Origin of the sequence: Symmachiella macrocystis (assembly GCF_007860075.1) — a bacterium.
In the GTDB taxonomy this organism is placed as follows: Bacteria; Planctomycetota; Planctomycetia; order Planctomycetales; family Planctomycetaceae; genus Symmachiella; species Symmachiella macrocystis.
In genome coordinates this window covers 3,246,436-3,268,362 of the sequence record NZ_SJPP01000001.1, presented here as the reverse complement: position 1 = coordinate 3,268,362, position 21,927 = coordinate 3,246,436, and the positions used below count along the sequence as shown (strand labels likewise).

General features: G+C 55.9%; 16 protein-coding genes and 5 tRNA genes. 9 read left to right on the top strand and 12 right to left on the bottom strand.

Annotation, left to right across the window (positions count from 1 at the left end; translation table 11 throughout):
- Positions 1 to 11: 11 nt before the first annotated feature.
- The 9 genes from secE to CA54_RS12535 form a co-directional block, all read right to left on the bottom strand.
- Positions 12 to 455 carry a preprotein translocase subunit SecE gene (gene secE, locus CA54_RS12575; protein WP_146371100.1) on the bottom strand — a complete coding sequence of 148 codons (444 nt, stop codon included), beginning with the start codon at positions 453 to 455 and terminating at the stop codon, positions 12 to 14.
- A gap of 219 nt (positions 456 to 674) precedes the next feature.
- A tRNA-Trp gene (locus CA54_RS12570) sits at positions 675 to 747 on the bottom strand.
- A gap of 65 nt (positions 748 to 812) precedes the next feature.
- Entirely contained in the window at positions 813 to 968 is a 156-nt protein-coding gene (rpmG, locus tag CA54_RS12565) for a 50S ribosomal protein L33 (RefSeq protein ID WP_145379497.1), read from the bottom strand.
- Between the two features lie 106 nt (positions 969 to 1,074).
- A complete protein-coding gene (gene tuf / locus CA54_RS12560; protein WP_146371099.1) occupies positions 1,075 to 2,271 on the bottom strand; it encodes an elongation factor Tu in 1,197 nt (398 codons plus the stop codon).
- Positions 2,272 to 2,383: 112 nt separating this feature from the next.
- Positions 2,384 to 2,456, bottom strand: a tRNA-Thr gene (locus CA54_RS12555).
- Between the two features lie 66 nt (positions 2,457 to 2,522).
- Positions 2,523 to 2,593: transfer RNA gene (locus CA54_RS12550), tRNA-Gly, on the bottom strand.
- A gap of 62 nt (positions 2,594 to 2,655) precedes the next feature.
- Positions 2,656 to 2,737, bottom strand: a tRNA-Tyr gene (locus CA54_RS12545).
- Positions 2,738 to 2,836: 99 nt separating this feature from the next.
- A tRNA-Thr gene (locus tag CA54_RS12540) sits at positions 2,837 to 2,912 on the bottom strand.
- A 507-nt stretch (positions 2,913 to 3,419) separates the two neighbouring features.
- Positions 3,420 to 5,084: a sigma-70 family RNA polymerase sigma factor gene (locus CA54_RS12535; protein ID WP_146371098.1), complete on the bottom strand. Its 1,665-nt coding sequence runs from the start codon at positions 5,082 to 5,084 to the stop codon at positions 3,420 to 3,422.
- A gap of 1,205 nt (positions 5,085 to 6,289) precedes the next feature.
- Here CA54_RS12535 and CA54_RS12530 point away from each other — a divergent pair.
- From CA54_RS12530 to CA54_RS12510, 6 genes are all read left to right on the top strand, one after another.
- Positions 6,290 to 7,066, top strand: a complete 777-nt coding sequence (locus CA54_RS12530; RefSeq protein ID WP_146371097.1) for a glycosyltransferase family 2 protein — start codon at positions 6,290 to 6,292, stop codon at positions 7,064 to 7,066.
- Positions 7,067 to 7,169: 103 nt separating this feature from the next.
- Complete coding sequence (locus CA54_RS29315; protein ID WP_197532419.1) at positions 7,170 to 8,828, top strand: hypothetical protein; 1,659 nt, start codon at positions 7,170 to 7,172, stop codon at positions 8,826 to 8,828.
- 136 nt (positions 8,829 to 8,964) lie between these two features.
- The gene (locus tag CA54_RS12525) at positions 8,965 to 10,428 is read left to right on the top strand and encodes a DUF58 domain-containing protein (protein ID WP_197532418.1); all 1,464 of its coding nucleotides are present in this window, start codon (positions 8,965 to 8,967) and stop codon (positions 10,426 to 10,428) included.
- Positions 10,429 to 10,434: 6 nt separating this feature from the next.
- The gene (locus tag CA54_RS12520) at positions 10,435 to 12,795 is read left to right on the top strand and encodes a transglutaminase TgpA family protein (protein WP_146371095.1); all 2,361 of its coding nucleotides are present in this window, start codon (positions 10,435 to 10,437) and stop codon (positions 12,793 to 12,795) included.
- Positions 12,796 to 12,934: 139 nt separating this feature from the next.
- A complete protein-coding gene (locus CA54_RS12515) occupies positions 12,935 to 13,627 on the top strand; it encodes a 3-keto-disaccharide hydrolase (protein ID WP_146371094.1) in 693 nt (230 codons plus the stop codon).
- Positions 13,628 to 13,666: 39 nt separating this feature from the next.
- Positions 13,667 to 14,536: an SDR family oxidoreductase gene (locus CA54_RS12510; protein WP_146371093.1), complete on the top strand. Its 870-nt coding sequence runs from the start codon at positions 13,667 to 13,669 to the stop codon at positions 14,534 to 14,536.
- Here the strand turns inward: CA54_RS12510 and CA54_RS12505 are convergent.
- Positions 14,528 to 15,325 (bottom strand): hypothetical protein, encoded by a 798-nt coding sequence (locus CA54_RS12505; protein ID WP_146371092.1) that lies wholly within the window; start codon positions 15,323 to 15,325, stop codon positions 14,528 to 14,530. The genes CA54_RS12510 and CA54_RS12505 overlap by 9 nt on opposite strands.
- 467 nt (positions 15,326 to 15,792) lie before the next feature.
- Here CA54_RS12505 and aroA point away from each other — a divergent pair, with 467 nt between their 5' ends.
- The gene (gene aroA / locus CA54_RS12500; RefSeq protein ID WP_146371091.1) at positions 15,793 to 17,073 is read left to right on the top strand and encodes a 3-phosphoshikimate 1-carboxyvinyltransferase; all 1,281 of its coding nucleotides are present in this window, start codon (positions 15,793 to 15,795) and stop codon (positions 17,071 to 17,073) included.
- Between the two features lie 60 nt (positions 17,074 to 17,133).
- On the opposite strand, the gene CA54_RS29310 is transcribed toward aroA, so the two are convergent.
- Together CA54_RS29310 and CA54_RS12490 are read right to left on the bottom strand one after the other, a co-directional pair.
- Entirely contained in the window at positions 17,134 to 17,775 is a 642-nt protein-coding gene (locus CA54_RS29310) for a hypothetical protein (RefSeq protein ID WP_197532417.1), read from the bottom strand.
- A 259-nt stretch (positions 17,776 to 18,034) separates the two neighbouring features.
- A complete protein-coding gene (locus tag CA54_RS12490) occupies positions 18,035 to 18,871 on the bottom strand; it encodes a sugar phosphate isomerase/epimerase family protein (protein WP_197532416.1) in 837 nt (278 codons plus the stop codon).
- A 176-nt stretch (positions 18,872 to 19,047) separates the two neighbouring features.
- Here CA54_RS12490 and CA54_RS12485 point away from each other — a divergent pair, with 176 nt between their 5' ends.
- Together CA54_RS12485 and CA54_RS12480 are read left to right on the top strand one after the other, a co-directional pair.
- Positions 19,048 to 20,166 (top strand): citrate/2-methylcitrate synthase, encoded by a 1,119-nt coding sequence (locus tag CA54_RS12485; protein ID WP_146371088.1) that lies wholly within the window; start codon positions 19,048 to 19,050, stop codon positions 20,164 to 20,166.
- A 65-nt stretch (positions 20,167 to 20,231) separates the two neighbouring features.
- On the top strand, positions 20,232 to 21,920 hold the full coding sequence (locus CA54_RS12480; RefSeq protein ID WP_146371087.1) for an ArnT family glycosyltransferase: 1,689 nt from the start codon (positions 20,232 to 20,234) through the stop codon (positions 21,918 to 21,920).
- Positions 21,921 to 21,927 lie beyond the last annotated feature (7 nt).

Below are 21,927 nucleotides of genomic sequence, written 5' to 3'. Positions count from 1 at the left end.
GCCCCATAACGCTAAGACGACGCCTCAACAAGCACGCCGACTGTTGTCATTAATTTGTACCAAAAAAGATCGTATACCAACAGCATGCCGCCCAAAGCGAACATCGTCACCACAACAACGATCGTCGAATTCTTCAATTCCTGCTTGCTGGGCCAGGAGACCTTGGTCAACTCTCCCTGCACGGCAATCAAAAAGTCGGCAAACACAGAATAGTTCACAACCCGAAAAGCGAACACCAAGCCAACCAGAAACAACAACACCGGTACACCGATGCGAACCAATTCCGGCTCAACACCAACCATCGGGCCCTGCGAGAGCGAAACCGCCCCGAGCAGCGCAATCAGCGCCACGCCAGCTGTCGTCAGCTGCCGGACAAGCCGTCCCTGCTTTGGCTTATACGACTGCAAACTCAGCAGTTCGCCCAAAAATGAGGTGCTTTTTTTTGCGTTTGCCATGAATTCACGCCCCAGGGCGATTTGTATCACGTGTGAACGACCGGCAACCTTTTCCTAAAAGCTGCGTGGCCATGAAAATTGGCTCCGAAAAACCACATCCGCACTACGGCGGCCCCCGCCATCCTCTCAACAGCCTGGACAATACGCGGCAAACTGCCGGCAAGCCACACCATCCTCAATCATGTCGTGCCAGCGGCAAGTCAGCGGCGAGCATAAAAACAGGGGCGGAGGGACTTGAACCCCCAACCGCTGGATTTGGAATCCAGTGCTCTGCCAATTGAGCTACACCCCTAGGCATTGGTGAATTGCCGGACTCCCAAAAACGCGACGGAGAACCCGCCGCCCATCGCCGCGACATCACTTCTTCCGTGACTCTTTGTGGACCGTATGACGGCGAAGCCGCGGGCAATATTTTTTCAATTCCAGCCGCTCTGCACCACGTGTTTCTTTTTGAACACGATAGTTCCGATCACCGGTCTCGGTGCATTCCAGCCAAACATACTCGCGGGCCATGACTTCACTCCACCTATTCCCGGCACGGGCACGCGGCCGCGCCGAAACCGATACAGAAAATGAACACCCGCCGAAAAACTGCCGGCGGGTGCCCACTGAATCACAATTACTCAACAATCTTGGTCACAACACCCGAGCCGACGGTCTTGCCACCTTCACGAATCGCGAAGCGACTTCCGTCCTCCAAGGCGACCGGCGAACCCATTTCGACTTCCAAGCGAACATTGTCGCCCGGCATGCACATCTCGGCATCACCCAGCAGCTTGGCAGCCCCGGTCACGTCGGTTGTACGGAAGTAAAATTGAGGACGATAGCCACTGAAGAAAGGCGTGTGCCGCCCACCTTCGTCTTTACTCAGGACGTAAACTTCGGCTTCAAACTTGGTGTGCGGATGAATCGAACCCGGCTTGGCCAAGACCTGCCCACGCTCAATATCTTCACGCTTAACACCACGCAGAAGCAAGCCCACGTTGTCGCCAGCCATACCTGTTTCGAGAGTCTTATTGAACATCTCGACACCCGTGCAGGTGGTCTCGACGGTATCCTTCAAACCGACGACTTCAATTTTTTCGCCGACATTGACAACGCCCTGCTCAATCCGACCAGTGGCAACCGTCCCACGACCTTCGATCGAGAACACGTCTTCCACCGCCATCAGAAACGGCTTGTCGGACTCACGCGCCGGCTCAGGAATATTCGAGTCCAAGGCGTCCATCAACTCGGCGATACAGCCATTAAAGGCTGGATCAGTCGGGTTATCCAACGCACCCTTGGCATTTCCGCGAACAACCTGAATGTCGTCGCCGGGGAAGTCGTACTTGCTCAGCAATTCACGAACTTCCATCTCAACCAGCTCGAGCAACTCTTCGTCGTCGACCAGGTCGCACTTATTCAGAAAGACCACCAACGCCGGTACGTCAACCTGACGAGCCAACAGAATGTGCTCTCGCGTCTGAGGCATGGGGCCGTCAGCCGCAGACACCACGAGGATCGCCCCGTCCATCTGGGCCGCCCCGGTAATCATGTTTTTAATATAGTCAGCGTGCCCAGGACAGTCGATGTGGGCATAGTGACGGGTTTCAGACTCGTACTCGACGTGACTAACGGCAATAGTCACCGTCTTTGTCTCGTCACGGACGGTTCCGCCCTTAGCGATATCGGCGTAACTTTTCACCGTCGCCAAACCCTTGGCACCCTGCACCATCAACAACGCCGCGGTGAGTGTCGTTTTTCCGTGGTCAATGTGACCGATCGTCCCAACATTGACGTGTGGCTTCGTACGCTCAAAGACCTCTTTGGCCATCTCTTCTCCCTACCTATTCAATCTCCCGGGACAGTTGTTAATTCCAACTCAACACTTAATGCAACACGGCCTCATCGACCGCAAAAACTTGCTCGCCAAAATCAGCTGCAAGAGCTGCTGGCGGGACTTGAACCCGCGACCTCGTCCTTACCAAGGACGCGCTCTACCGGCTGAGCTACAGCAGCGAATCAAGTCGCTCGGACTCCCAACTCGAATCGCCAAGCCGGCCACCCCGCAACTCATCGCGAAAAAGCGGGCGATGGGAATCGAACCCACGTCTCCAGCTTGGAAGGCTGGGGTAATACCATTATACGACGCCCGCAACGTTTCTCCGGAACCTACGACCAACAGCAATGAACGCCGAATCACCGCTGCCCTCTTGATTGGGGGAAGCAGGATTCGAACCTGCGAAGGCTGAGCCACCAGATTTACAGTCTGGCCCCTTTGACCGCTCGGGAATTCCCCCTAATTGTCGACTTCAAACAAACGGCGAGCAACAGCCTTGCGACCCCAGCCTCGCCCCTCACGAAGCGGACCACCGAAGACATCTCCTCCGCCTGTCCGCTGGAGCTAGCGGTGGGACTTGAACCCACAACCTCCGGTTTACAAAACCGGGGCTCTGCCAATTGAGCTACGCTAGCGGTAAACTAAATTTATTCGCTGTGAAAACTAATCGAAACAATTCCGACGCAACAAGCTGCCCAATATAGCATTCCGATCCGCCCATGCAAGTCGAAACGCAAGGAGATCGCAGAAAACCAGATTGAGTGGTCGGCACATGCTGGGAACAGGTCGAACTTCAACCAGCCCAATGGGCTGAGACCTTCGACGTCATTGCCAGTGCGAAACCGCGTATTAGACAAACGTCCTGCGGATTTATCAACGCTCCGGCTCCCCTTTTCTGAAATTTTGCTCGCTTGCACCCCAATCACGCCACATTCAACGATCCGCCGACGCCCCTGGGCACCTCAAATCACCTTTGCACACCCCAAAATGGAGCCAAGCCGTTTTCCAAGTTTGGTGATGACCAATAAAAAAAACGCCGCAAACCTGGACACCCTGATGGGTGAGAGGTTCGCGACGTTGTGATGCGATACCAAACTCCCAACGCCTTGCGGCGCGATTGCTCGGCAAGCCGGGAGGGAGTTTTAGACTCCGGGAATGTCGAGCCGGGCCTCCTGGGCAATTTTTCGCAACTTATTTAAGGCCCGCGCTTCCAGTTGTCGAATTCGTTCCTTCGTCACACCGAAGTGGTAACCGACCTGCTCCAACGTCTGGGGCTCGGTTCCCTGATTCAGTCCGAAACGGAACAAAATGATGTCTTTTTCCCGGTCGTCCAGTTGCGACAGGATACTCATAATCGCTTCGTGCTGGCGTTGATTATTCAACTCCAGCTCAAAGGGAACAGAACGCGTATCCGATTTCGCCTGGAACACCTCTTCGTTTCCGGTACGAAAACGATCCAAACGGGTGTGCTCGGCTGGGATCGATCGCGCGAAGTTCTTCATAATCGCCCAGGTGGCGTAGGTGGAGAACTTATTCCCGCGGCTATAGTCGAATTTTTCAATCGCCCGCATCAGCGACATATTCCCATCGCTGACCATTTCGAAGAAATTCGTGTTTGGTCGAAAATGCCGCTTGGCAATCGAGACGACCAATCGCAAATTACTCCGAATGAGCAGGTTCTTGACCGAAACGGCCTCATTGAGCAGCTTTTCGATCGCGTCCATTTCTTTCGATTTGGCTTTTCGCGAATCCAGGCTGCCACGCAATTCGGCCGCTTTGAACTTCAGGTAGTTCATTTTACGGAAGTAGTAGACTTCCTCGTCCTTAGTCAGCAGCGGCACGCGGTACAGGCTGGCCAAATAGGGCGGCAAGCCCGGCGGCGGCTTAAATGCGGCTGCCTTCTTCTCGACGACGGGTACCGGGCCAAGAATCAACTTGTCGGCATCGTCCCGCACGAAATCTTCACTGTCGATGAAATCGATCGGTTGAGCAATCAGCCGTTGCGCCCGCATTTCCGATACAATTCGGTAAATACTGGCCTTGGTGCGGCAAAACTGCTTCGCCAACCGCTCAACGGGAATTCCCCGGCGGAAATTGCGGTAGATCTGCTTCTTGCCTTCGTCGGTCAACGGACCACTAGCGTGCGGAAATACCGCGGATTCTGGGTGCTCAGCGTCATAATGCTTAAGCGTGTAACGGATCGTTTCCGGGGACCGACCCAACCGCTTGGCAATACGTCGACTAATTTCAGCCGGGCATCCACCAGCGCGAGCGAAACGGCGTGCCCGTGTGATTATGTCTTCACGCTCTTCCACCGTCAGCTGGCTAAAGCGCGTGCTACGGTGCACATCGTCGGAATTGCGTCGCACAAAACGATCCACCGAGGATTTCAGGAAGCCGATTCGCTTACGGTTACCAAACTTGAAGCGACGACTCACCAAGCCCTTGCTCCGCCAGCGATCGACGGTTTTCGTGGAGACGTTAAATTGTTCGCTGACATCGCCAACCGTGAGCACCGGCTCCGCCAAGCTCTCGACGGCAATGTCTGCGCTGTCAGATAAGTCTTCGACAAACAAACGCACGTCGTGCGCCGCATCAGCCCCAGAGAGGACTAAGTGCGGGTACATCTCGGCCTTGTAGGTCGTGATTTTCTGACAGAGATCATTGTAATGATACTCTTTATCGAGGTCGATTTCCTCGAGGAGTTGTTCGGCGCGTTCGATCTGCCGAAGGCGAGCGTCGCGCGGCGTATAGCGGACTTGCTGCTCGGTAAGTTGTCGAATTGCCGGATTACGATAGCGGGACATTTCCAACGTCCTCCGTTTTCTAGGGTGGCGCTCCCCAAGTTGCCGGGATACTTGACCAATTTCCAACACGGTTTGTGCAACTTCGCAGTGAAAGGCAGGCTGCACAAACAAGACATTACTTGTGCCTATCCTTCAGATGTTGACAGTTCTACGTTGTGAAAGTTCGCCACTGAAACATGAACCGACCCTCGAATTCGCCCCCCATGTTTGGATGGGTGCTTGACGATCGGCGTTTCAGTGATCAGCTTTCATGAGCAACTTCCATACCTGCTTAAAACGTAAACAACGTTTGGGAAACTTGCGGGACTCACTTGTCCGTCCATTTCGCGTTGTCCAGAACCTAAACCGGCAATGCTATTTGCCAAAAACTATTCTTAAGACGCCGCCATTTTGGCTTCTGATGACTACGCCCTTGTACCAACTAATACGGGAAACAAGACGCAAATGTGGGCAAAAAAGTTCGCATGCGAACAGTTTTCTCGTTTAATCCCAAGCAGAAGTCGTAAGTCTCATTTAAAAAACACCTTGCGTCGACGAGGCTGTGATGAAAAATCTGCTAAATTACAAAGAGTGACGCAGGAATTTTGTCCGCTGAGAGGTGGTATCGTTGACCAGGAAGTTGCGAGCAAACTGACTCGCCCCCTCCCTGAATAGAGATATTCGTTTGTGCATTATTTATCTTAAAATCTCGGCCAGCGTCTGTGAGGTATTAGACATGAGTGCCGCGAATTCCAATCTTTCCTGCGAAGTCCGTTCGAGTAAATTCTGCAAACTCTTGCATGGGCCTGCAGTTTGGGGCTCATTCGCTGGCAAAAAATTGCTCGATTCCCCAGAGATGCATGGCCAATATGTTTCCAATGATCGATTTGCCGCATAGGTATTAACGCGAATTTCAGTATAAAATTCGCGCACAGTCGGTGTACCTCGTCACCGATATTTAGCCCCGATGCCGGTCGACAGCACATCACACTGATCGCCTATGCGTCAGGATGCCTTCGCGCAGAAACTCGTGCACAACCCCGCTCCGACGCCCGGTCGTTGACTTGATGTCGGACCGCTCTAGAATGGAATTTACGTCAGAAACAGTGTGTAAACTCACTAGAGCCAGTTTCAAAACTGAGTATTGCTTGTGCCGAAACTTGCAAACCCAGCCTCAGCAGGACGCGTCAGAGGGTTTTGGAACGATTTGTATAGATTGCTTTGCCATGCCTGGTGTCCTCGTTGCTCTGCCCGTTTTCAACGAACAAGAGCATGTTGCTGATGTCCTGCAGGCGGTCCAAAAGCTTGGCTCCCAGATCCTGGTCGTCGACGACGGATCGCAGGACCGCACTGGCGAGATCTTGCGTGGATTCCCAAACGTTCAGGTAGTCACACACACGGAAAACCAAGGCTACGGAGCGGCACTCCGTTCTGCGTTCGCTTACGCGCAGGCCCACGCCTATGACGTTTTGGTGACGATCGATTGCGACGGACAGCATCAGCCCGAATTGATTCCCACGATTGCAGCGGAGCTCACTGAGGCGATCGATATTGTCAGCGGCAGCCGATATTTGCGTTCCTTTGACGAGGACAGCCTCCCGCCCGAGGATCGGCGGCGCATTAACGCCACAATCACGCAGGAAATCAACCAACGCTTGGGATTGTCGCTCACGGACGCTTTCTGCGGATTCAAAGCGTATCGCGTCTCGGCATTGGCAGCGCTGAGCGTCACCGAAACCGGCTATGCCATGCCGCTGCAGGTTTGGGTACAAGCCGCTCGGGAAGGGTTGACCATTCAGGAAATCGCCGTTCCGCGGGTCTATTTGGACGAGGAACGCTCTTTCGGGGGTTCGTTGGACGATGCGGAGCGGCGGCTAGCCTATTACCGTACCGTGCTGGATCGCGAGCTTGGGGTGCAACCGACATCATCCGAAATATCGTCGTCATCCACGCCTGCGACATGTAACCGCGAGAAGCTCCGCGAGCCGTGCCGCATGAGTTGAGTTTCGGGGGCAAGTCTCCTTAACATGGATTGGACAGCCAAAACGCAGCTGATAATCGTTCCTCGAAACTTGTTGCCACCCACCTATGTTTGAATCGCTGGTCATGCCGGAATCGGAAACTCAAGCCCAGGTCGCTCAGCGGCGGATACGACTGAGCGTCCCCCGCGACGATGGCAGTTTGTATTCCGTTCCCGCTTTGGAAAACGCAACACGGTTTGCCAACGAAAACCATCAGCTTCTCACAGCGGCCACCACCGATATTCAGGGACGTTCACTTTCCGTCGTACGGGCCGGAGCGCGAAAGGAACTGTGCCAAGCCGCCCGAAGCTATACCGGGACCTGGGCGGATGTGCCGAGCTGCAGCGACTCGACGGAACTTGTGTACGTGACGGGGCATCAGCCGCTGCTGTTCCATCCCGGAGTCTGGGTCAAGAATTTTGCGATTGGCAAGCTGGCGCAAGCTCCCCAGGCGATCGGCATCAATCTGGTTGTCGACAACGATACATTTGCCTCAGCGGCATTGCGTGTTCCCTCCGGCAATCGGGACCAGCCGTCGTTCGGGTCCATCGCCTTCGATAGCGGCCATTTCGCCCGCCCCTGGGAGGGAGCGGAAATCCATGACCGCAAGTTGTTTGAAAGCTTTGGGGATCGCGTTGCTGACGAAATGTCGTCTTGGGGCATCGACCCGTTGATTCGAGAGTTGTGGCCGTTGGTCGTTGAACGCTCGCGGGATTCCCAACAGTTCTCCGATTGCTTTACGGCAGGGCGAAACCAATTGGAACGGCGTTGGGGTGTGAACAATCTGGAGCTGCCGCTCAGCCGATTGTGTCAGAGCGAGTCGTTTCTGTGGTTTTTCAGCCATATCGTTGCGCAGCTACCCCGATTCGGAGACGTCTACAACACCGCATTGGCCGAATACCGCACGATTAACAAAGTCCGAAGCCATACCCATCCTGTTCCCGAATTGCGACAGCAGGACGATTGGCTGGAGGCACCGTTTTGGATTTGGCGTGACGGTACCCACGAACGCCGCCGCGTTTATGCCAAGCAAGTGGCAGCGGAGATTCATCTCCAAGATGGTGAAACGGTCTTCGCCAAATTGCCCTTAACGCCCGATGACGAAGCATGTTGTGCGGTCGAGGTGCTGCGTGAATTGCCGCAACGGGGCTATCACCTGCGTACCCGGGCGTTGACGACGACGCTGTTTGCGCGGCTCTGCTTGGGGGACCTGTTTTTACACGGCATCGGCGGTGCGAAATACGATGAAATGACGGATCGAATCATGGCCCGCTTCTATGGCCTAGCGCCGCCATCCTTCATGGCCGTTTCCGCCACAGTCTTGTTGCCGCTGCACGCGCATCAGGTCCAACAGGAAGACGTTACGCGAGCCAATTTCATGTTGCGTGACATGCGGCATAATCCTGAGAAATATCTCAGCGAATCCCAAGTGAGTGAATTCATGCCGCTTCTGGAAGAGAAGCACAAATTGCTGGCCGAAGCGAATCACGAGCGAGACCAACCGCTCATGCGGCGGCAGCGTCGTGCGGGTCGGCATGCCCGCATCAACCGTGGCCGCCGTTTGCGTGAAATCACGGCCACATTCGCTGTTGCGGTCGCTGGTCAAACCGAGCAGATCGTCCAGGAGCGCTCCGAACTGGAGAAGCAGCTCGTCGCCAATCAGGTCCTCTCCAGCCGCGAATTCTCGTTTTCGCTGTATTCCGAGGAGAAACTGCGACCGTTCATGGAAGGCATCTGCGTCTAAAACGCGAGATGCGGAAGGTGGATTTCGACGCTCTGGCTTGATCCGGCCCTTGATGTTCGCGCGGTGCGACGGGACAATGCAGGGGAGTTCCCGCGCGTTAGTTGTGGGCCACACTTCACGACGGAGGAGAACGTTGATGTCAACGGGGCCGCGAACCTGGGGCGGACGTTTGGTTCGAAGCAGCGGCTTGCAGTGCGCGGCGGTTCTCGTGTTGTGGATGGCTATAGCCGATGATTTGTGGGTCGGCACGTCGCTGCTGGCCATGCTGCCTTTGATGATCGGCAACGGGTCGGCGACGCCGGAGAATGGTCGCAACGGCAATGGATCGCTGCTCAGTCGGGCCTGGAAACGATATCGCCGCCGCTCGATGCGAGCCCGGATCCCGTACGAAGGATTAGCCTATATGGTGATCCTGATCATCTTGATGTGCGGGGCGCTATTAGGAAAATCAAACCTGCTGTTGTTGGTCTTCGCATTCATGGCAGGACCGTGGATCGTGAACGGCAGCCTGTGTTACATGTTGTTGCGCGGGATTGATGCAACACGGCGCAGTCCTCGCCACGTGATGGCGGGTGAGCCGTTTTCGGTAGAAATCACAGTGACCAATTCCAAGCGGCTGTTATCTTCTTGGGTGTTGACGGTGATGGATCGTGTCCAGCACACGCACGAACAGGTGCTCCCCCGTGTATTGTTCACGCGGGTTCCCGCTCGTTCTCAACGATCAGAGCACTATCAAGCGCGGCTGATGCATCGCGGCAAATACGAATTGGGACCGATCCGAGTGACCACCCGGTTTCCGCTAGGATTGGCCGAACGGTCGTTGATTATCCAGGAGGCGGAGGAGATCCTGGTGTATCCCCAAGTGGGTGACCTAGCTCCTCGTTGGCGGCGACAATCCCAGCACGCGCGGGAGTTGGTCCAACAATCAGCGTCGCAGCGTGGCAGTTACGATGATGAATTTCACCGAATCCGCGAATACCGCACCGGCGACGATCCCCGTGCGATCCACTGGAAGACCTCGGCTCGTCAGAATGAACTGATGGTGCGGGAGTATCACCAGAGTCGCGAGGATGACCTGACGATTTTGTTGGATCTATGGACCCCCAGACGGTCATCGGTTGCCAACTATCAACGTGCGGAATACGCCATTAGTTTTGCCGCGACAGTGGGATATATGCATTGCCTCGATGCACGGGGCAGTCAGCTGGGAATTTCGGTACTCGGTCAGGAAGTGGACGAGTGGTCAGGTGTCGCCGGTCCCTTCGCGATTCACCCTTTTTTAGAACGCTTAGCACTTTCTCAAGCAGGCACCGCGCGGACGTTAGACGAATTTGTGAACGAAGCCATGTCGCTGCACGGCACAAAGGGACGCTGCCTGTTGATCACTACGCGACCCACACGGCCCGCTGAGACACCCATGCCGAACGGCAAGGGACGTCGGTGGAACACCGGCGGCGAGGAATTGCGGGTGGCGCATGAGGAATTGATGCAATTATCAGCTGCGGATCGTGCCGACCGCAGTCAGTACAGCATGGAGATTATTGAGGCCAATCCGCAGGTCCTCTCCGATGTATTTCACCTCGCATCGGAGCCAGAATAAACCATCATGCCGTTCCTCAAAACCTTTCAATTGAGCATGTATGCCCAGGTCTTCTTGGCCAGTGGGCTGTTAGCGGCAGCCGAGGGGGGGGCATCGCCGGCCTACCTAACATTCGTCGTTGGCTTAGTCGCGCTGATTTTTAATGACTCACGCCGAGAGTTTGGTCTGTCGGAGTGGTGGGCGAATGGTTTGGCGTTGGGAGCATTTTTGGTGGCGACTTGGGAGTTCATGGGCGACAGTCCAGAATCCAAACTCCTCGCCGGAACGCACTTGATCATCTATTTGCTTTGGATCGTGCTCCTGTGGAATCGGGAAATGCGGCATTTTTGGTGGATCTGCGCCTTGTGCTTGCTGCACGTTGCACTGGCTGCCGTATTAACGCAAGCCAGCTGGTTCGGCATGGTGCTTGTCGTCTACGTGCTCTTCATGGTCTGGAATTTGACGCTGTTTTCGTTGTATCGCGCAGAAGAAGAGGTTGTCTCCGCCCCCACGGTGTTTGCTTCCGATACGGGGACCGCGCTACTGCAAGCTTCAGGGGAAAACGCGGGGAGACATAGCCGTGTTCAGGGCAATGTGCAAAGCGACTTCGGCAGGTCCCGCGTGGGAAGCCGTTTGGCATTCGGTTCACTTGTCACGTCGTTATCCGGTTTATTGGTGGGCTCCGCCATTTTTGTGATGACTCCCCGCGTGTGGATTCCACCGAAAAAATCGGAGCAAACCGAATCCCCCAATGTTTCGCCCATTCGATCAGTGACCGGCTTCACGGAGGAGGTTCAGCTAGGTGACATTGGCGAGATCCTGGAAAGTAGCGAGCCTGTGCTGTCAGTGCAGGTTGTCGACAATGATACGAATACGGCATTAGACGTAATCGATTTTGCCAACTCATATGATATGAACGAACCATACCTGCGCGGCTCAGTCCTCGTGAGATATCGCTCGGGCAAGTGGCACACAGGGAAGAGGGATAGCCATCCAGACCGAATGTCTCACGCACCGCCTAGAGGAAGCCAAGGGTGGATTCGCCAGGACATCACGTTAGAACCAATGGGCACCAAGCTGTTATTTGCCATGCGGCCTTTCTGTTCTGGCAGGACCGCCATCGGGGCACGTGACGGCAACGAAAACGCGCTCTTTCTGGGATATCCCTCCTATACGATTACCCCGCGTTCGCGCGAGTCTGGTTCGAAACAAATCAGATATGGAATTTATTCCCGCCCGCCAAACAACAACTCATCGCTCCCAAAAGATTTTTTGTCGTTTCGGTACCTGGAAACGACGCAAGCTGGCCGTGAACTGGTCGCAGTTCCCGAGTCAACGAAGCTGAACGCACTTGCGCAGCAAGTCGCCGCACGCGTCGATCAACAATCGCTACAAGAGGACGACTACACATTGGCCGTGGCCCGTGCTTTGGAATCGCATCTGCGCGACAGCGGTGAATTTAGCTATTCACTCAGTGCGGCGGTGATGGATCCAAATATTGACCCGGTGGATGATTTTCTATTCAACCGCAAATCCGGGCATTGCGAATACTATGCCGCCGCGTTGACGTTGATGCTACGTTCGGTTGGGATTCCCGCGCGGCTGATCAATGGATTCAAAGGGGGAGAATACGATCCACAAGAGAAGGTCCTGCGGGTCGAACAGCGGCATGCGCACTCTTGGGTTGAAGCGGCGATCGGCGACCGTTGGCTCACAATGGATGCGACGCCTGCGGCGGAGCGACAACGAATTGTTGCCTCACACAAGCCGGGATATTGGGAGGTCTTGAAACGGACTTTTTGGGGATTTTGGCAAGAGAACGTGGTCAGTTTTTCGTTGGCACAACAGCGACGGGAGATTTTCGATCCCATGCTGGCATATCTCAAAAAAGCGTTCAGTTCCACTGCCGGGATGCGGGCCGCTGCGGTCGATTTTTGGAATTGGTTTTACAGCACAGTCACCAATCCGCAGCGATGGATCAGTATCGATGGCGGGATACTTGTGTTTTTGCTTTTGGGTGTTCCGGTCTTGATTTTCCATTGGACAAGCAAAATCCTGCGTCGACTGCGAGGGAAATGGTCGCGGGGGAAATCGGCTCACTCCGGTCCGACCCGCTTGGTTGAGTTTTACCAACGGTTTCAAGTCCTCACGCGTCGGATGGGATTTATCCGGCAGCCCCAACAGACACAACGTGAGTACGCCGCCGCGATCCAGCAGGTCGTTGATGCCTCAGCGGAGGAACCGGAGCTGAACAACGTCAGCACCGCGATCGCCGACTCGTTTTATCGTGTTCGCTTTGGGAACGATCCCCTCGATGCCGAGGAACAACGGCAGGTCGATCGACAATTGCAGTTGATGGAAGCGTTGTCGAAACGGCGGCCCCGATAGTCTTAGCTTCGGCCGCGTTGGTAGCAATCGGACGCTGCGGGGAGTATTCTACCCATTGGCAATCGCTGGAAACGATCCATTGACGAACTTTCAGCTTGCCGCCCCTGACGGTATTAGTTTTTGCACACAAGGAGCAACAATGAGACTCACCGCGATCATCTGTACCATGGCCCTGGTTGCCGCCGTTTTTTCAGCAACGGCGCATGCTGGCAACGACAACGTGCCCCCCAAAGGCTTTAAAGCACTGTTCAATGGAAAAGACCTTGCTGGTTGGAAAGGGCTTGTTAAAAACCCCAAAGAGCGGGCCAAAATGTCGCCTCGGGAGTTGGCCACGGCACAAAAAGCAGCTGACGAAAATATGCGGCAACATTGGAGCGTCGACGACGGTGTGTTGATATTCGACGGAAATAACAAAGGCGGGCCGCTTTGCACCGACAAAGATTACGGCGACTTTGAAATGCTGGTTGATTGGAAGATCAAAGAGAAGGGGGATAGCGGCATCTATCTCCGCGGCAGCCCCCAAGTGCAAATCTGGGACATCAAGCTGTTCGACACTGGTTCGGGTGGGTTGTACAACAACAAAAAGAATCCCTCCAAACCGCTCAAGACCGCCGATAACCCCATTGGGGAATGGAACACGTTTAAGATCAAAATGGTCGGTGACAAGGTCACAGTACACCTGAATGACGAATTGGTCGTGGACAACGTGACGTTGGAGAACTTCTGGGAACGTGACAAGCCGATCTACCCCACGGGGCAAATCGAATTGCAAAATCACGGAAACACGCTGTACTTCAAGAACGTTTACATCCGCGAAATCCCGCGGAAGTAAACGAAGCCGTCAGGTCAACCACATCGGAAAGCTGGGACCGTGAACGTTTTGATCATTGGCTGTGGGTATGTCGGCCAACGCGCCGCGCAAGCCTGGCTGAGCGAAGGTCACTCCGTGAGCGCGTTGACGCGAAATGCCGAAAACGCGGCACGGTTGGCTGCGCAAGGCATCACGCCGATCATCGGTGATGTCACGCGGCCGGCATCGTTAATCGACCTGCCGGCCGCGGACTTGGTGTTATACGCCGTTGGTTTCGACCGATCGGCTGCGCATTCGCAACGTGACGTCTATGTGAACGGTTTAGAGAATGTTCTCTCTGAGATTCACGCGCGCACGGGCCGTTGGATTTACATTTCGAGCACGAGTGTGTACGGCCAAACCGGGGGCGAGTGGGTCGATGAGTCGTCCCCGTGCGAGCCCATTCGTGACAACGGCCAAGTTTGCCTGGATGCCGAACGTGTTGTCGAATCGCAACTGGGCGGCAATTCGCCTGCGGAGTTCCATATTCTCCGCCTGGCGGGTATCTACGGGCCGAACCGTTTGTTGGCCCGCGTCGCTGCCCTCCGCGACGGTGAACCGTTGGCCGGCAATCCTGATGGGTATTTGAATCTGATCCACGTCGACGACATTGTCCGCACAATTTTGGCCTGTGCGGCGCGCGGTGTCGCTGGGCAGACGTACCTAGTCAGCGACGACCGTCCTATAACGCGTCGCGCATATTATGAAACCTTGGCCCAACTGATTGGAGCGTCGCCTCCCCAATTCGGCGGTGGTGGCTCGGGTCGGCACGGGGCGGAGAGTCTCAACAAACGCTGCAAGAACCGCCGGTTGCGTGATGAATTGGCGGTCGAACTGGCGTATCCGACGATCGAAACCGGCCTGCCCGCGGCTTTGGGCGAATTACAGTAAGCGACCGACGGGCTCAGGCAAGGTGATTTCGTCTTGTTCCGGAGCGGGAACCAAGCGATCCATCCAGCGAATGCCGAACGCTTCGATTTCTGATGTCAGCGAGTTGACGAGACGCCGGGCGCGGCTGCGGCTGTCGTCCGCTCGCGCCCGGCGTTGTTCTACGCGTGCCATCAGCCCCTGCCGCTGCTCAGCCCAATACTGCGTCGCACTGTTGCGGACATCGTCCAGCCATGGCCCCCATTGCATGACTTGCGGCTCGGCAGATTGAGTGGGCGCGGATGCCCGCATCGATTCGAAGCAGGCGCCGGTGGGATAGGACTCAACGTCGCCCGCGGCCGTGTGCTTACCTGCGGGGGTTGATGTCGTGGCGGCGAGTTCGAAGGCGCGGAGGTTTTCAAAAATCCAATGCTGACTCTCCAGGAACAACAGATTGAAATCTCGCTGAGGCGTGGCTGTCCGGTTTTCGGCAGCGCTGATTTGCTCCGACACAAAGTCGAGGTTCCGCAAAGCATCACGGCAGTTCCCAACGCAGCAGCATTCCGGCCAAATGCCGTCGGGCGAGGGAAATGACGCAATGTGAAACAGATCCACGGAAAAACAGGACACGTCGCGGGATTGCTCGGCAACGGACACAATCCTCACGGTGGAAGGGGCGACATCGTCGAGCGCCAATTGCGATGCGGCAACAGCGCGGCGAGCGATACGCTCTTCTCGATTCTTGTGTTCCGTGGACCAAAGCCACGCAAACAGTGTTAGAAATGCCACCAGGGCGATAATGCGGTCGTTCATGGGAGTTCGTACGTCAATATTTCGGCAACAGGGACGGCTGTTGCGTTCTGGATTTCTACAATTGTCTGCGGACGGTCCTAGAACCCGATTCAAAACCCGGTTGCGTTTGTTCTCGAGACTTACAGATCAGTGCCAGCGGTACGCGTCAGAGGGTTTTGAAACGACTTGCAGGAACATCGATCCTCACTACGCTGTGCATCGGAAATTGCAGCCACGTCCGATTAGGGGAAATGCGGAAAATAGGATCATGCGGGTTGTGGCTGATAAGATTGCCCTCCCGACGATTGGCCGGGAAGCCGAGCTTTGATTGTGGGTTTTAAGGCATGCTCCTATAATGGGTTACGAGATTCCCCTCCCAGTAAGAACCGCTTGGGGGATACATCTCCGGGAAAGCACGCGATTCCCCACACTCATGGCTAACGCAACATTTCACAACCAAGTCACGGCGGCTGAACGACAATTCGACTATGTCTGACCCACTCCCCATTTCGCACGTCACACAACCACTCTCGGGGACTGTCCGTCCGCCCGGTTCCAAGAGTCTCACCAACCGTGCCTTGATTGTGGCCGCTTTGGCCGATGGAGACTCGGAATTGACGGGCGTTTTAGACAGCCAAGATACGCAGGTCATGCTCGAAAGCCTGACGCGGCTGGGTTTTAAAGTGCAGCATGATCAGTCGCTGGCCAGAGTCAGTCTGAGAGGCTGTGGCGGAACGGTCCCAGCCGGTGGTGCGGAGTTATGGCTGGAAAACAGCGGCACGAGCATTCGATTTCTAACGGCACTTTGTGCGGCGGGCCAAGGCGATTTTCGTCTCGATGGGTCGACGCGCATGCGTGAACGCCCGATTGGCGATCTGATTGCCGCTTTGAATCAACTGGGAGGCCAAGTCACTTCGGTTGCCGGCACGGACTGTCCTCCGGTACGCGTTGTTGCTGACGGTCTGCGGGGAGGCACGGTCGATGTCCCGGGTAGTATCTCGAGCCAATTTCTCAGTGCCGTGTTAATGGCAGCCCCCACGGCGGCAAATCGTGTGGATATTCAAGTCGCCGGCACATTGGTCTCCGTGCCCTACGTCGAAATGACGTTGGCCGTGATGCGACAATTTGGTGTCGAAGTCGAATATGATTCGTACACGCGATTTACAATCGAACCGCAATGCTACGCGCCGACACGTTACGCGATTGAACCGGATGCTTCGGCCGCCAGTTACTTCTTCGCCGCCGCGGCCGTCACGGGGGGAGAGATTACGGTGCAAGGTTTAACCCGAGACGCACTGCAGGGGGACGTGCGGTTTGTCGATGCGTTGGCGGAAATGGGCTGTACAGTGATCGATGGCAGCGACAGCATCTCCGTGCGTGGCGGAGCGTTGCGAGGGATCGACATCGACATGAACGCGATCAGCGACACAGCCCAGACATTGGCAGCCATCGCGCCGTTCGCCGAGGGGCCGACACGGATTCGCAATGTCGCCCATATGCGGCACAAAGAGACGGATCGAATTTCCGCCCTGGTCATCGAATTGCGGCGGCTGGGCGTGCGAGTCGACGAATTCGACGACGGGCTGATGATCCACCCTGGTCCGTTACACCCGGCAACGATTGAAACCTACGACGATCATCGCATGGCAATGAGTTTCGCGATCACGGGCCTCAAATCGCCCGGCATTCAAATTGCGGACCCGGGCTGCACTGCGAAAACGTATCCCCGCTTTTTCGAGGACCTCGCCCAGCTGACTGACGCCCCGTAGGCGACCGACAGAGCACCAGCGCCTCAATTGAGCCATCGATCCCGGCACGCGTGCTTCGCACTACGGCTTGGACCACAGCCATCCGCCCGATCGAGACGCTGCGGGTTGCCGCGGCGACGGTTGAGCTTGTGTGGGGCGATTCGAGACCGAACGAACGGGGCGTTCGTATCCCGACAACTCGATCATGCGTTGATAATCCTCTTCGTCGCTATAGTCCGCGGGCAAGGAGACCGACTCGTCGAACTCCAGGTCCATTTCGAACTGCTCATTCAACTGCGGCGACAATTTGGGTTCCGCTTCAGGCTCCGGAGCCGGCACAGGAGGAGTAGATACCGGGGGCGGGGGCGGAAGTTCCTCGGGCATCGGGGGGACACCCGACTGGGGAGGCTGATTGACTTTGGGGATAGTCGTTGTGGGTTGTGAATAAGATTGCGCCGGCTTTGTTGGTGACGAAGAAGTGGGAACCGAGGGCGTGGTCGACTCCGCATAGTCCGTGTTTTCCAACCAGCGCAAGTCCTGCACTCGGCGGCGTTCATCCCAACCGGTTTCAACAAGTTCCACAAATCCCGACGGTTTTTTGCATTCGCGGAAATCCAATCCTCCGCGCAACGTGATACCCTTCTTGGGGTGGCAGCAACACCCGGCGCAGGGGGCGAGTACGATCAGGAGTCCCAAAAGTTTTAAGATGCGCGAAGGAGTCATGTGCAGTATCCATCCTACCAACCATGTGCTGTTCTACCGCGTCGACCGGGCAGCTGCCTGTTATTCCGCAAAGCCAAATCACTTTGCGTGTCTGTCAAAATCGGCACAACTAGAATTTGAGACACAGGGCAAGCTCAGCACATGGCACCGCTCAGCGAATGGTTCGTTCTACGCGCCGCACGATCCCTAAAACCCGAAACCCCTGCGTCGTCTAGCTGGTCGGCGAACCTTGCCTATTCTCAAGTCGCATGCACGACGGTCAATCAAAGTAACCGCACGATTTGAGCGTATCGACGCTGTCGATGATTCGTTGCTGCGTCTCAGCGAGAGAAAGCTCCGGTTCGCCGCGAATGCCTTCCAGTTCTAAACTGTAGGGTCCTGTGAATCCGCAGCCGCGCATGATGTGCAGCACCTGCAAGAAATCAACCGCCCCTCCAGACCCAAGTGCCGGAAAATACCATTCGCCTGGATTTCCCTGGCTGTCCTTCAGGTGCAGGTGTTTGACGTAGTGGGAGACCTTGGCCAATCCGACTTCAACGAAGATGTTTTCGTTGTAGTACAACATGTTGCCGGTATCGAAGTTGATCCGCAGATTGGGGTGCTGCAGCTCCTCCATGGTTTGCAGCATATAGCGATGATTCACACAGATTCCCGGATGCGTCTCGAAACAATAAGTGATGCCGTGCGTCGCCGCGCAATCGCCGATCTCACGGAGATGCGTGTAAAGCTGCGAAAGTTGTTCAGCACCCTCCGCTTCTCCCGCGCCCCCGACAACGAGTTTCACGCCGAACTCGGCGGCGATGCCAAGTTTGTGTTTTGTGATATCGACGACATCACGCTGCAGTGGGTTGCCGCTGGTGATATTGCAGCTGGCCAGTTTGACACCATGATCGCTGAGCAGACTTTGGACAGCTGTTAAATCCGCCGTGCTCGTCTCGGTTGTTACTAGTGGCTCATCGCCGAAAATCGATTTTGCCCCGGCGGTGCGGATCGGCAGTTCGAGGTATTCCAACCCAGCAGCCTGGATGTTTTCAATCGCGCCCCGCGCTCCGAAGCGTCCGTAACTGTTCGTCAAACAAGAAACAATTGCCCGCATAGATGAATCCTTAACGCCAATGTGCTGTGTCAGTCCTGTCATTGTGACGGGATACCGACGGCACGGCAATGACGGTATCCGTCGCCGAGGGCCGAATTGTTTGGTATAACGTGGCAAGGCGGAAATCTCCGCACGAAACCTCTGCACTTCTTCCCTCATTCATTCCATGCGATACCATGACAACCGAAGCTTATCATCCCGGACTGGAAGGCGTGATTGCCGGCGAAACTGCGATCTCGACGATTGAAGGGGGATTGCAATACCGCGGTTATTCGATCGCCGACCTCGCCGAGCACTCCACGTTTCTCGAAGTCGCTTATCTCTTACTGCACGGCAAACTCCCCTCGGAAGAAGAGTTGGCGGACTTTCTGGCCATCTATTCCGAATCGGCGGAAGTCGACGACTCGATCATCGAGTTTTTGCGGCAGATTCCGCTGCACGTCGGGGCGATGGACGTGTTGCGAACCGGAATCAGCGCAATCTCGCATTTCGACCCGCAACTCGACGATGATTCCGAAGGGGGCAACATCGCCAAAGCGGTCCGCATGTTAGCGCAGATTCCCATTCTGATCGCGGCGCGGTATCGCATGAGTCTGGGAATGGACTTGATCGAACCCGATCCCGACCTCAGCTTCGCCGCCAACATCCTGTACATGATCACCGGCAAATGCCCGTCGGAACAGCGGGAGCGGGCCATGGATGTCTCGCTGATTTTATATGCCGAACATGAGTTCAACGCATCGACATTCACGGCGCGGGTCGTGACCTCGACGCAGTCCGATATTTATTCGGCCATCGTTGCGGCGGTCGGGGCGCTCAAAGGTCCGCTGCATGGCGGTGCCAATGAACGGGTGATGGAAGTCCTGGAGGAAGTTGGGTCTCCGGATAACGCTGAAGATTGGATCCGTGATGCGCTGGCGAAGAAACGTCGCATTATGGGATTCGGACACCGCGTCTATAAAACGGGTGACCCGCGGGCTGTGATTTTGAAACGTTACTGCGGGGAATTGGCTGAGAAAACGCGCAACCTGGAATTGGAAAAAATGGCCGACGTGATTGAAGGGATTGTTGTGGAGGAGAAAGGACTTCCTCCGAATCTCGATTGGCCCAGCGCGCGGCTGTATCACTATCTCGGCTTGGATGTCGAATTGTATACGCCCCTGTTTGTCGCCAGTCGCGTCTCCGGCTGGGCGGCACATGCCATCGAGCAAACGGCCAATAACCGACTGATTCGTCCACGCAGTCGCTACACCGGACCAACCGGGCAACGCTTCCTCCCCATCAGCGGCCGGTAACATCGTCTCTGGGATTGGCATCCCACATTCGCATTGAATTTCACTCCATAACGGGACACATCCGCATGGCGGCCCCGGATGACAACGTAGCCACGACTCAACCCGCCGTCGCTGCCCAGACCGCAGGAACACGTCCGCCGTTGCTGCAGCGCCTCCCCATAGGCGGAATCGTGGTGTCGATTGTTGTGTTACTGCTGATGGGGATCACGGTGCGCGACTACGGTCTGACGACCGATGAACCGATCTACATTCTCAACACGCATCGTTTCATCGATTGGACGGCTGATTTGTTTCGGCAGGGACCGTCGGTTGCGTTTGAGGAGGAGCGATTGCGGGAAGGGATTTACTTTGCGCGGAGCGACAGCAAGAATCTTCCAGCCACAACGCTGATTGCCGCATTGGGCTACGTCACCGTTGGCCAGTTCGATTCCGCCCCGGCGGCTTATCGTTGGGGGAACGTGATTGTTTTTGCCATCACGTGTGGCGTGGTGTTTCAATGGATACGGCGGGAGTTGTCGTACGGCGCCGCCCTGATTGCCGTGCTCGCACTGCTCGGCACACCGCGACTGTTTGCCAATGCGCATTTTTTGAACATCGATACGCTCGTGGGCTGCTTCTGGGTCTTGGCCGCCTGGGCACTGTACTACAGCCGCGAGAATTGGCGGTGGCCGATTGGGTTTGCCCTGTTTTGCGGCGTGGGCATGATGACCAAACCGACGTTTTGGTTTGCGCTGCCGTGGTTTTGTGTGTGGGGTCTGTTCTATCACCGGCGAGGACTGTGGCGCGCGGCAGTCTGTTTGGCCACCGTGACACCGTTGACGGCGCTCTTGCTGATTCCCCTGTGGTGGTCCAATCCCGTTGGCGGGTTTTTTGATTACATCGCTCTGTTGCGGCAAGAGGAAAACGGTTGGCAGATCGATGCCTTTTACCTGGGCGACGTCTATCAAATGACCGGCATGCCGCCGGTTCCCTGGCACAGCGTGATCGTATTGCCGTTGGTCACCACGCCGATTTGGATCTTGGTTTTAGCTGCGGGCGGATTGGTGCATTGGCTGCGCCGCGAACGCACTTCGGACCTGTTGGGGCTGTGGGTCGGCAGCAGCGTGGTGCTGCCGTTGATCGTCATGCTTCCCTCGACCCCGGCTCATGACGGCGTGCGGCTGTATCGCGCATCATTTTTCTTTTTGGCGCTGATCTCCGCTTATGGATTCCAAACACTCAGTGACCGATGGCTACGGCGGACAGACCAATCCACAGACTCGACGCGTTCGCGCTGGGAGTGGGCGGCAATCGCCGCGCTGGCAGCCGTAGCCGTTTGGCCGCTGTGGCGGATGCATCCGGGGCAGCTTTCGTATTACAACCTGGCAGTCGGCGGACTGCACGGTGCGGCCACGCCGCAGGAGGTGAGCTCCTTGCCGGGGAATCTCAAACGCCCGCAATTTGAAATTGATTATTGGTGGGCAGCGATGAACAAAACGGCCTGGGCGGAGATGCAACTGCAACTGCCGCAAGGGGCCAAGCTGTGGGTCTTTCCGGAACACTTCGGACTCGAACAGCTGCAAGAGTGGGGCGACCTGCGGCAGGACATCACGATTGTCGGCCCCGATCAAGCCCAGTATCTGCTGCTTTATGGACGACTAGGACGCTTGCTGGACCCTCGCAGCGGAAACCTGGGGCGGTTGTTTTTACAGGGCCAGCCGCTTTGGGAATTACGGATCGACGACGTACGTGTCGCTGCGTTGTTCCGATTGTGAGAAGCCT

Excerpts from the sequence above, each read along its gene's own strand:
- secE (WP_146371100.1), bottom strand. The coding sequence starts at position 455 with ATGGCAAACGCAAAAAAAAGCACCTCATTTTTGGGCGAACTGCTGAGT.
- rpmG (WP_145379497.1), bottom strand. The coding sequence starts at position 968 with ATGGCCCGCGAGTATGTTTGGCTGGAATGCACCGAGACCGGTGATCGG.
- tuf (WP_146371099.1), bottom strand. The coding sequence starts at position 2,271 with ATGGCCAAAGAGGTCTTTGAGCGTACGAAGCCACACGTCAATGTTGGG.
- CA54_RS12535 (WP_146371098.1), bottom strand. The coding sequence starts at position 5,084 with ATGTCCCGCTATCGTAATCCGGCAATTCGACAACTTACCGAGCAGCAA.
- CA54_RS12530 (WP_146371097.1), top strand. The coding sequence starts at position 6,290 with ATGCCTGGTGTCCTCGTTGCTCTGCCCGTTTTCAACGAACAAGAGCAT.
- CA54_RS29315 (WP_197532419.1), top strand. The coding sequence starts at position 7,170 with ATGCCGGAATCGGAAACTCAAGCCCAGGTCGCTCAGCGGCGGATACGA.
- CA54_RS12525 (WP_197532418.1), top strand. The coding sequence starts at position 8,965 with ATGTCAACGGGGCCGCGAACCTGGGGCGGACGTTTGGTTCGAAGCAGC.
- CA54_RS12520 (WP_146371095.1), top strand. The coding sequence starts at position 10,435 with ATGCCGTTCCTCAAAACCTTTCAATTGAGCATGTATGCCCAGGTCTTC.
- CA54_RS12515 (WP_146371094.1), top strand. The coding sequence starts at position 12,935 with ATGAGACTCACCGCGATCATCTGTACCATGGCCCTGGTTGCCGCCGTT.
- CA54_RS12505 (WP_146371092.1), bottom strand. The coding sequence starts at position 15,325 with ATGAACGACCGCATTATCGCCCTGGTGGCATTTCTAACACTGTTTGCG.
- aroA (WP_146371091.1), top strand. The coding sequence starts at position 15,793 with ATGTCTGACCCACTCCCCATTTCGCACGTCACACAACCACTCTCGGGG.
- CA54_RS29310 (WP_197532417.1), bottom strand. The coding sequence starts at position 17,775 with ATGACTCCTTCGCGCATCTTAAAACTTTTGGGACTCCTGATCGTACTC.
- CA54_RS12490 (WP_197532416.1), bottom strand. The coding sequence starts at position 18,871 with ATGCGGGCAATTGTTTCTTGTTTGACGAACAGTTACGGACGCTTCGGA.
- CA54_RS12485 (WP_146371088.1), top strand. The coding sequence starts at position 19,048 with ATGACAACCGAAGCTTATCATCCCGGACTGGAAGGCGTGATTGCCGGC.
- CA54_RS12480 (WP_146371087.1), top strand. The coding sequence starts at position 20,232 with ATGGCGGCCCCGGATGACAACGTAGCCACGACTCAACCCGCCGTCGCT.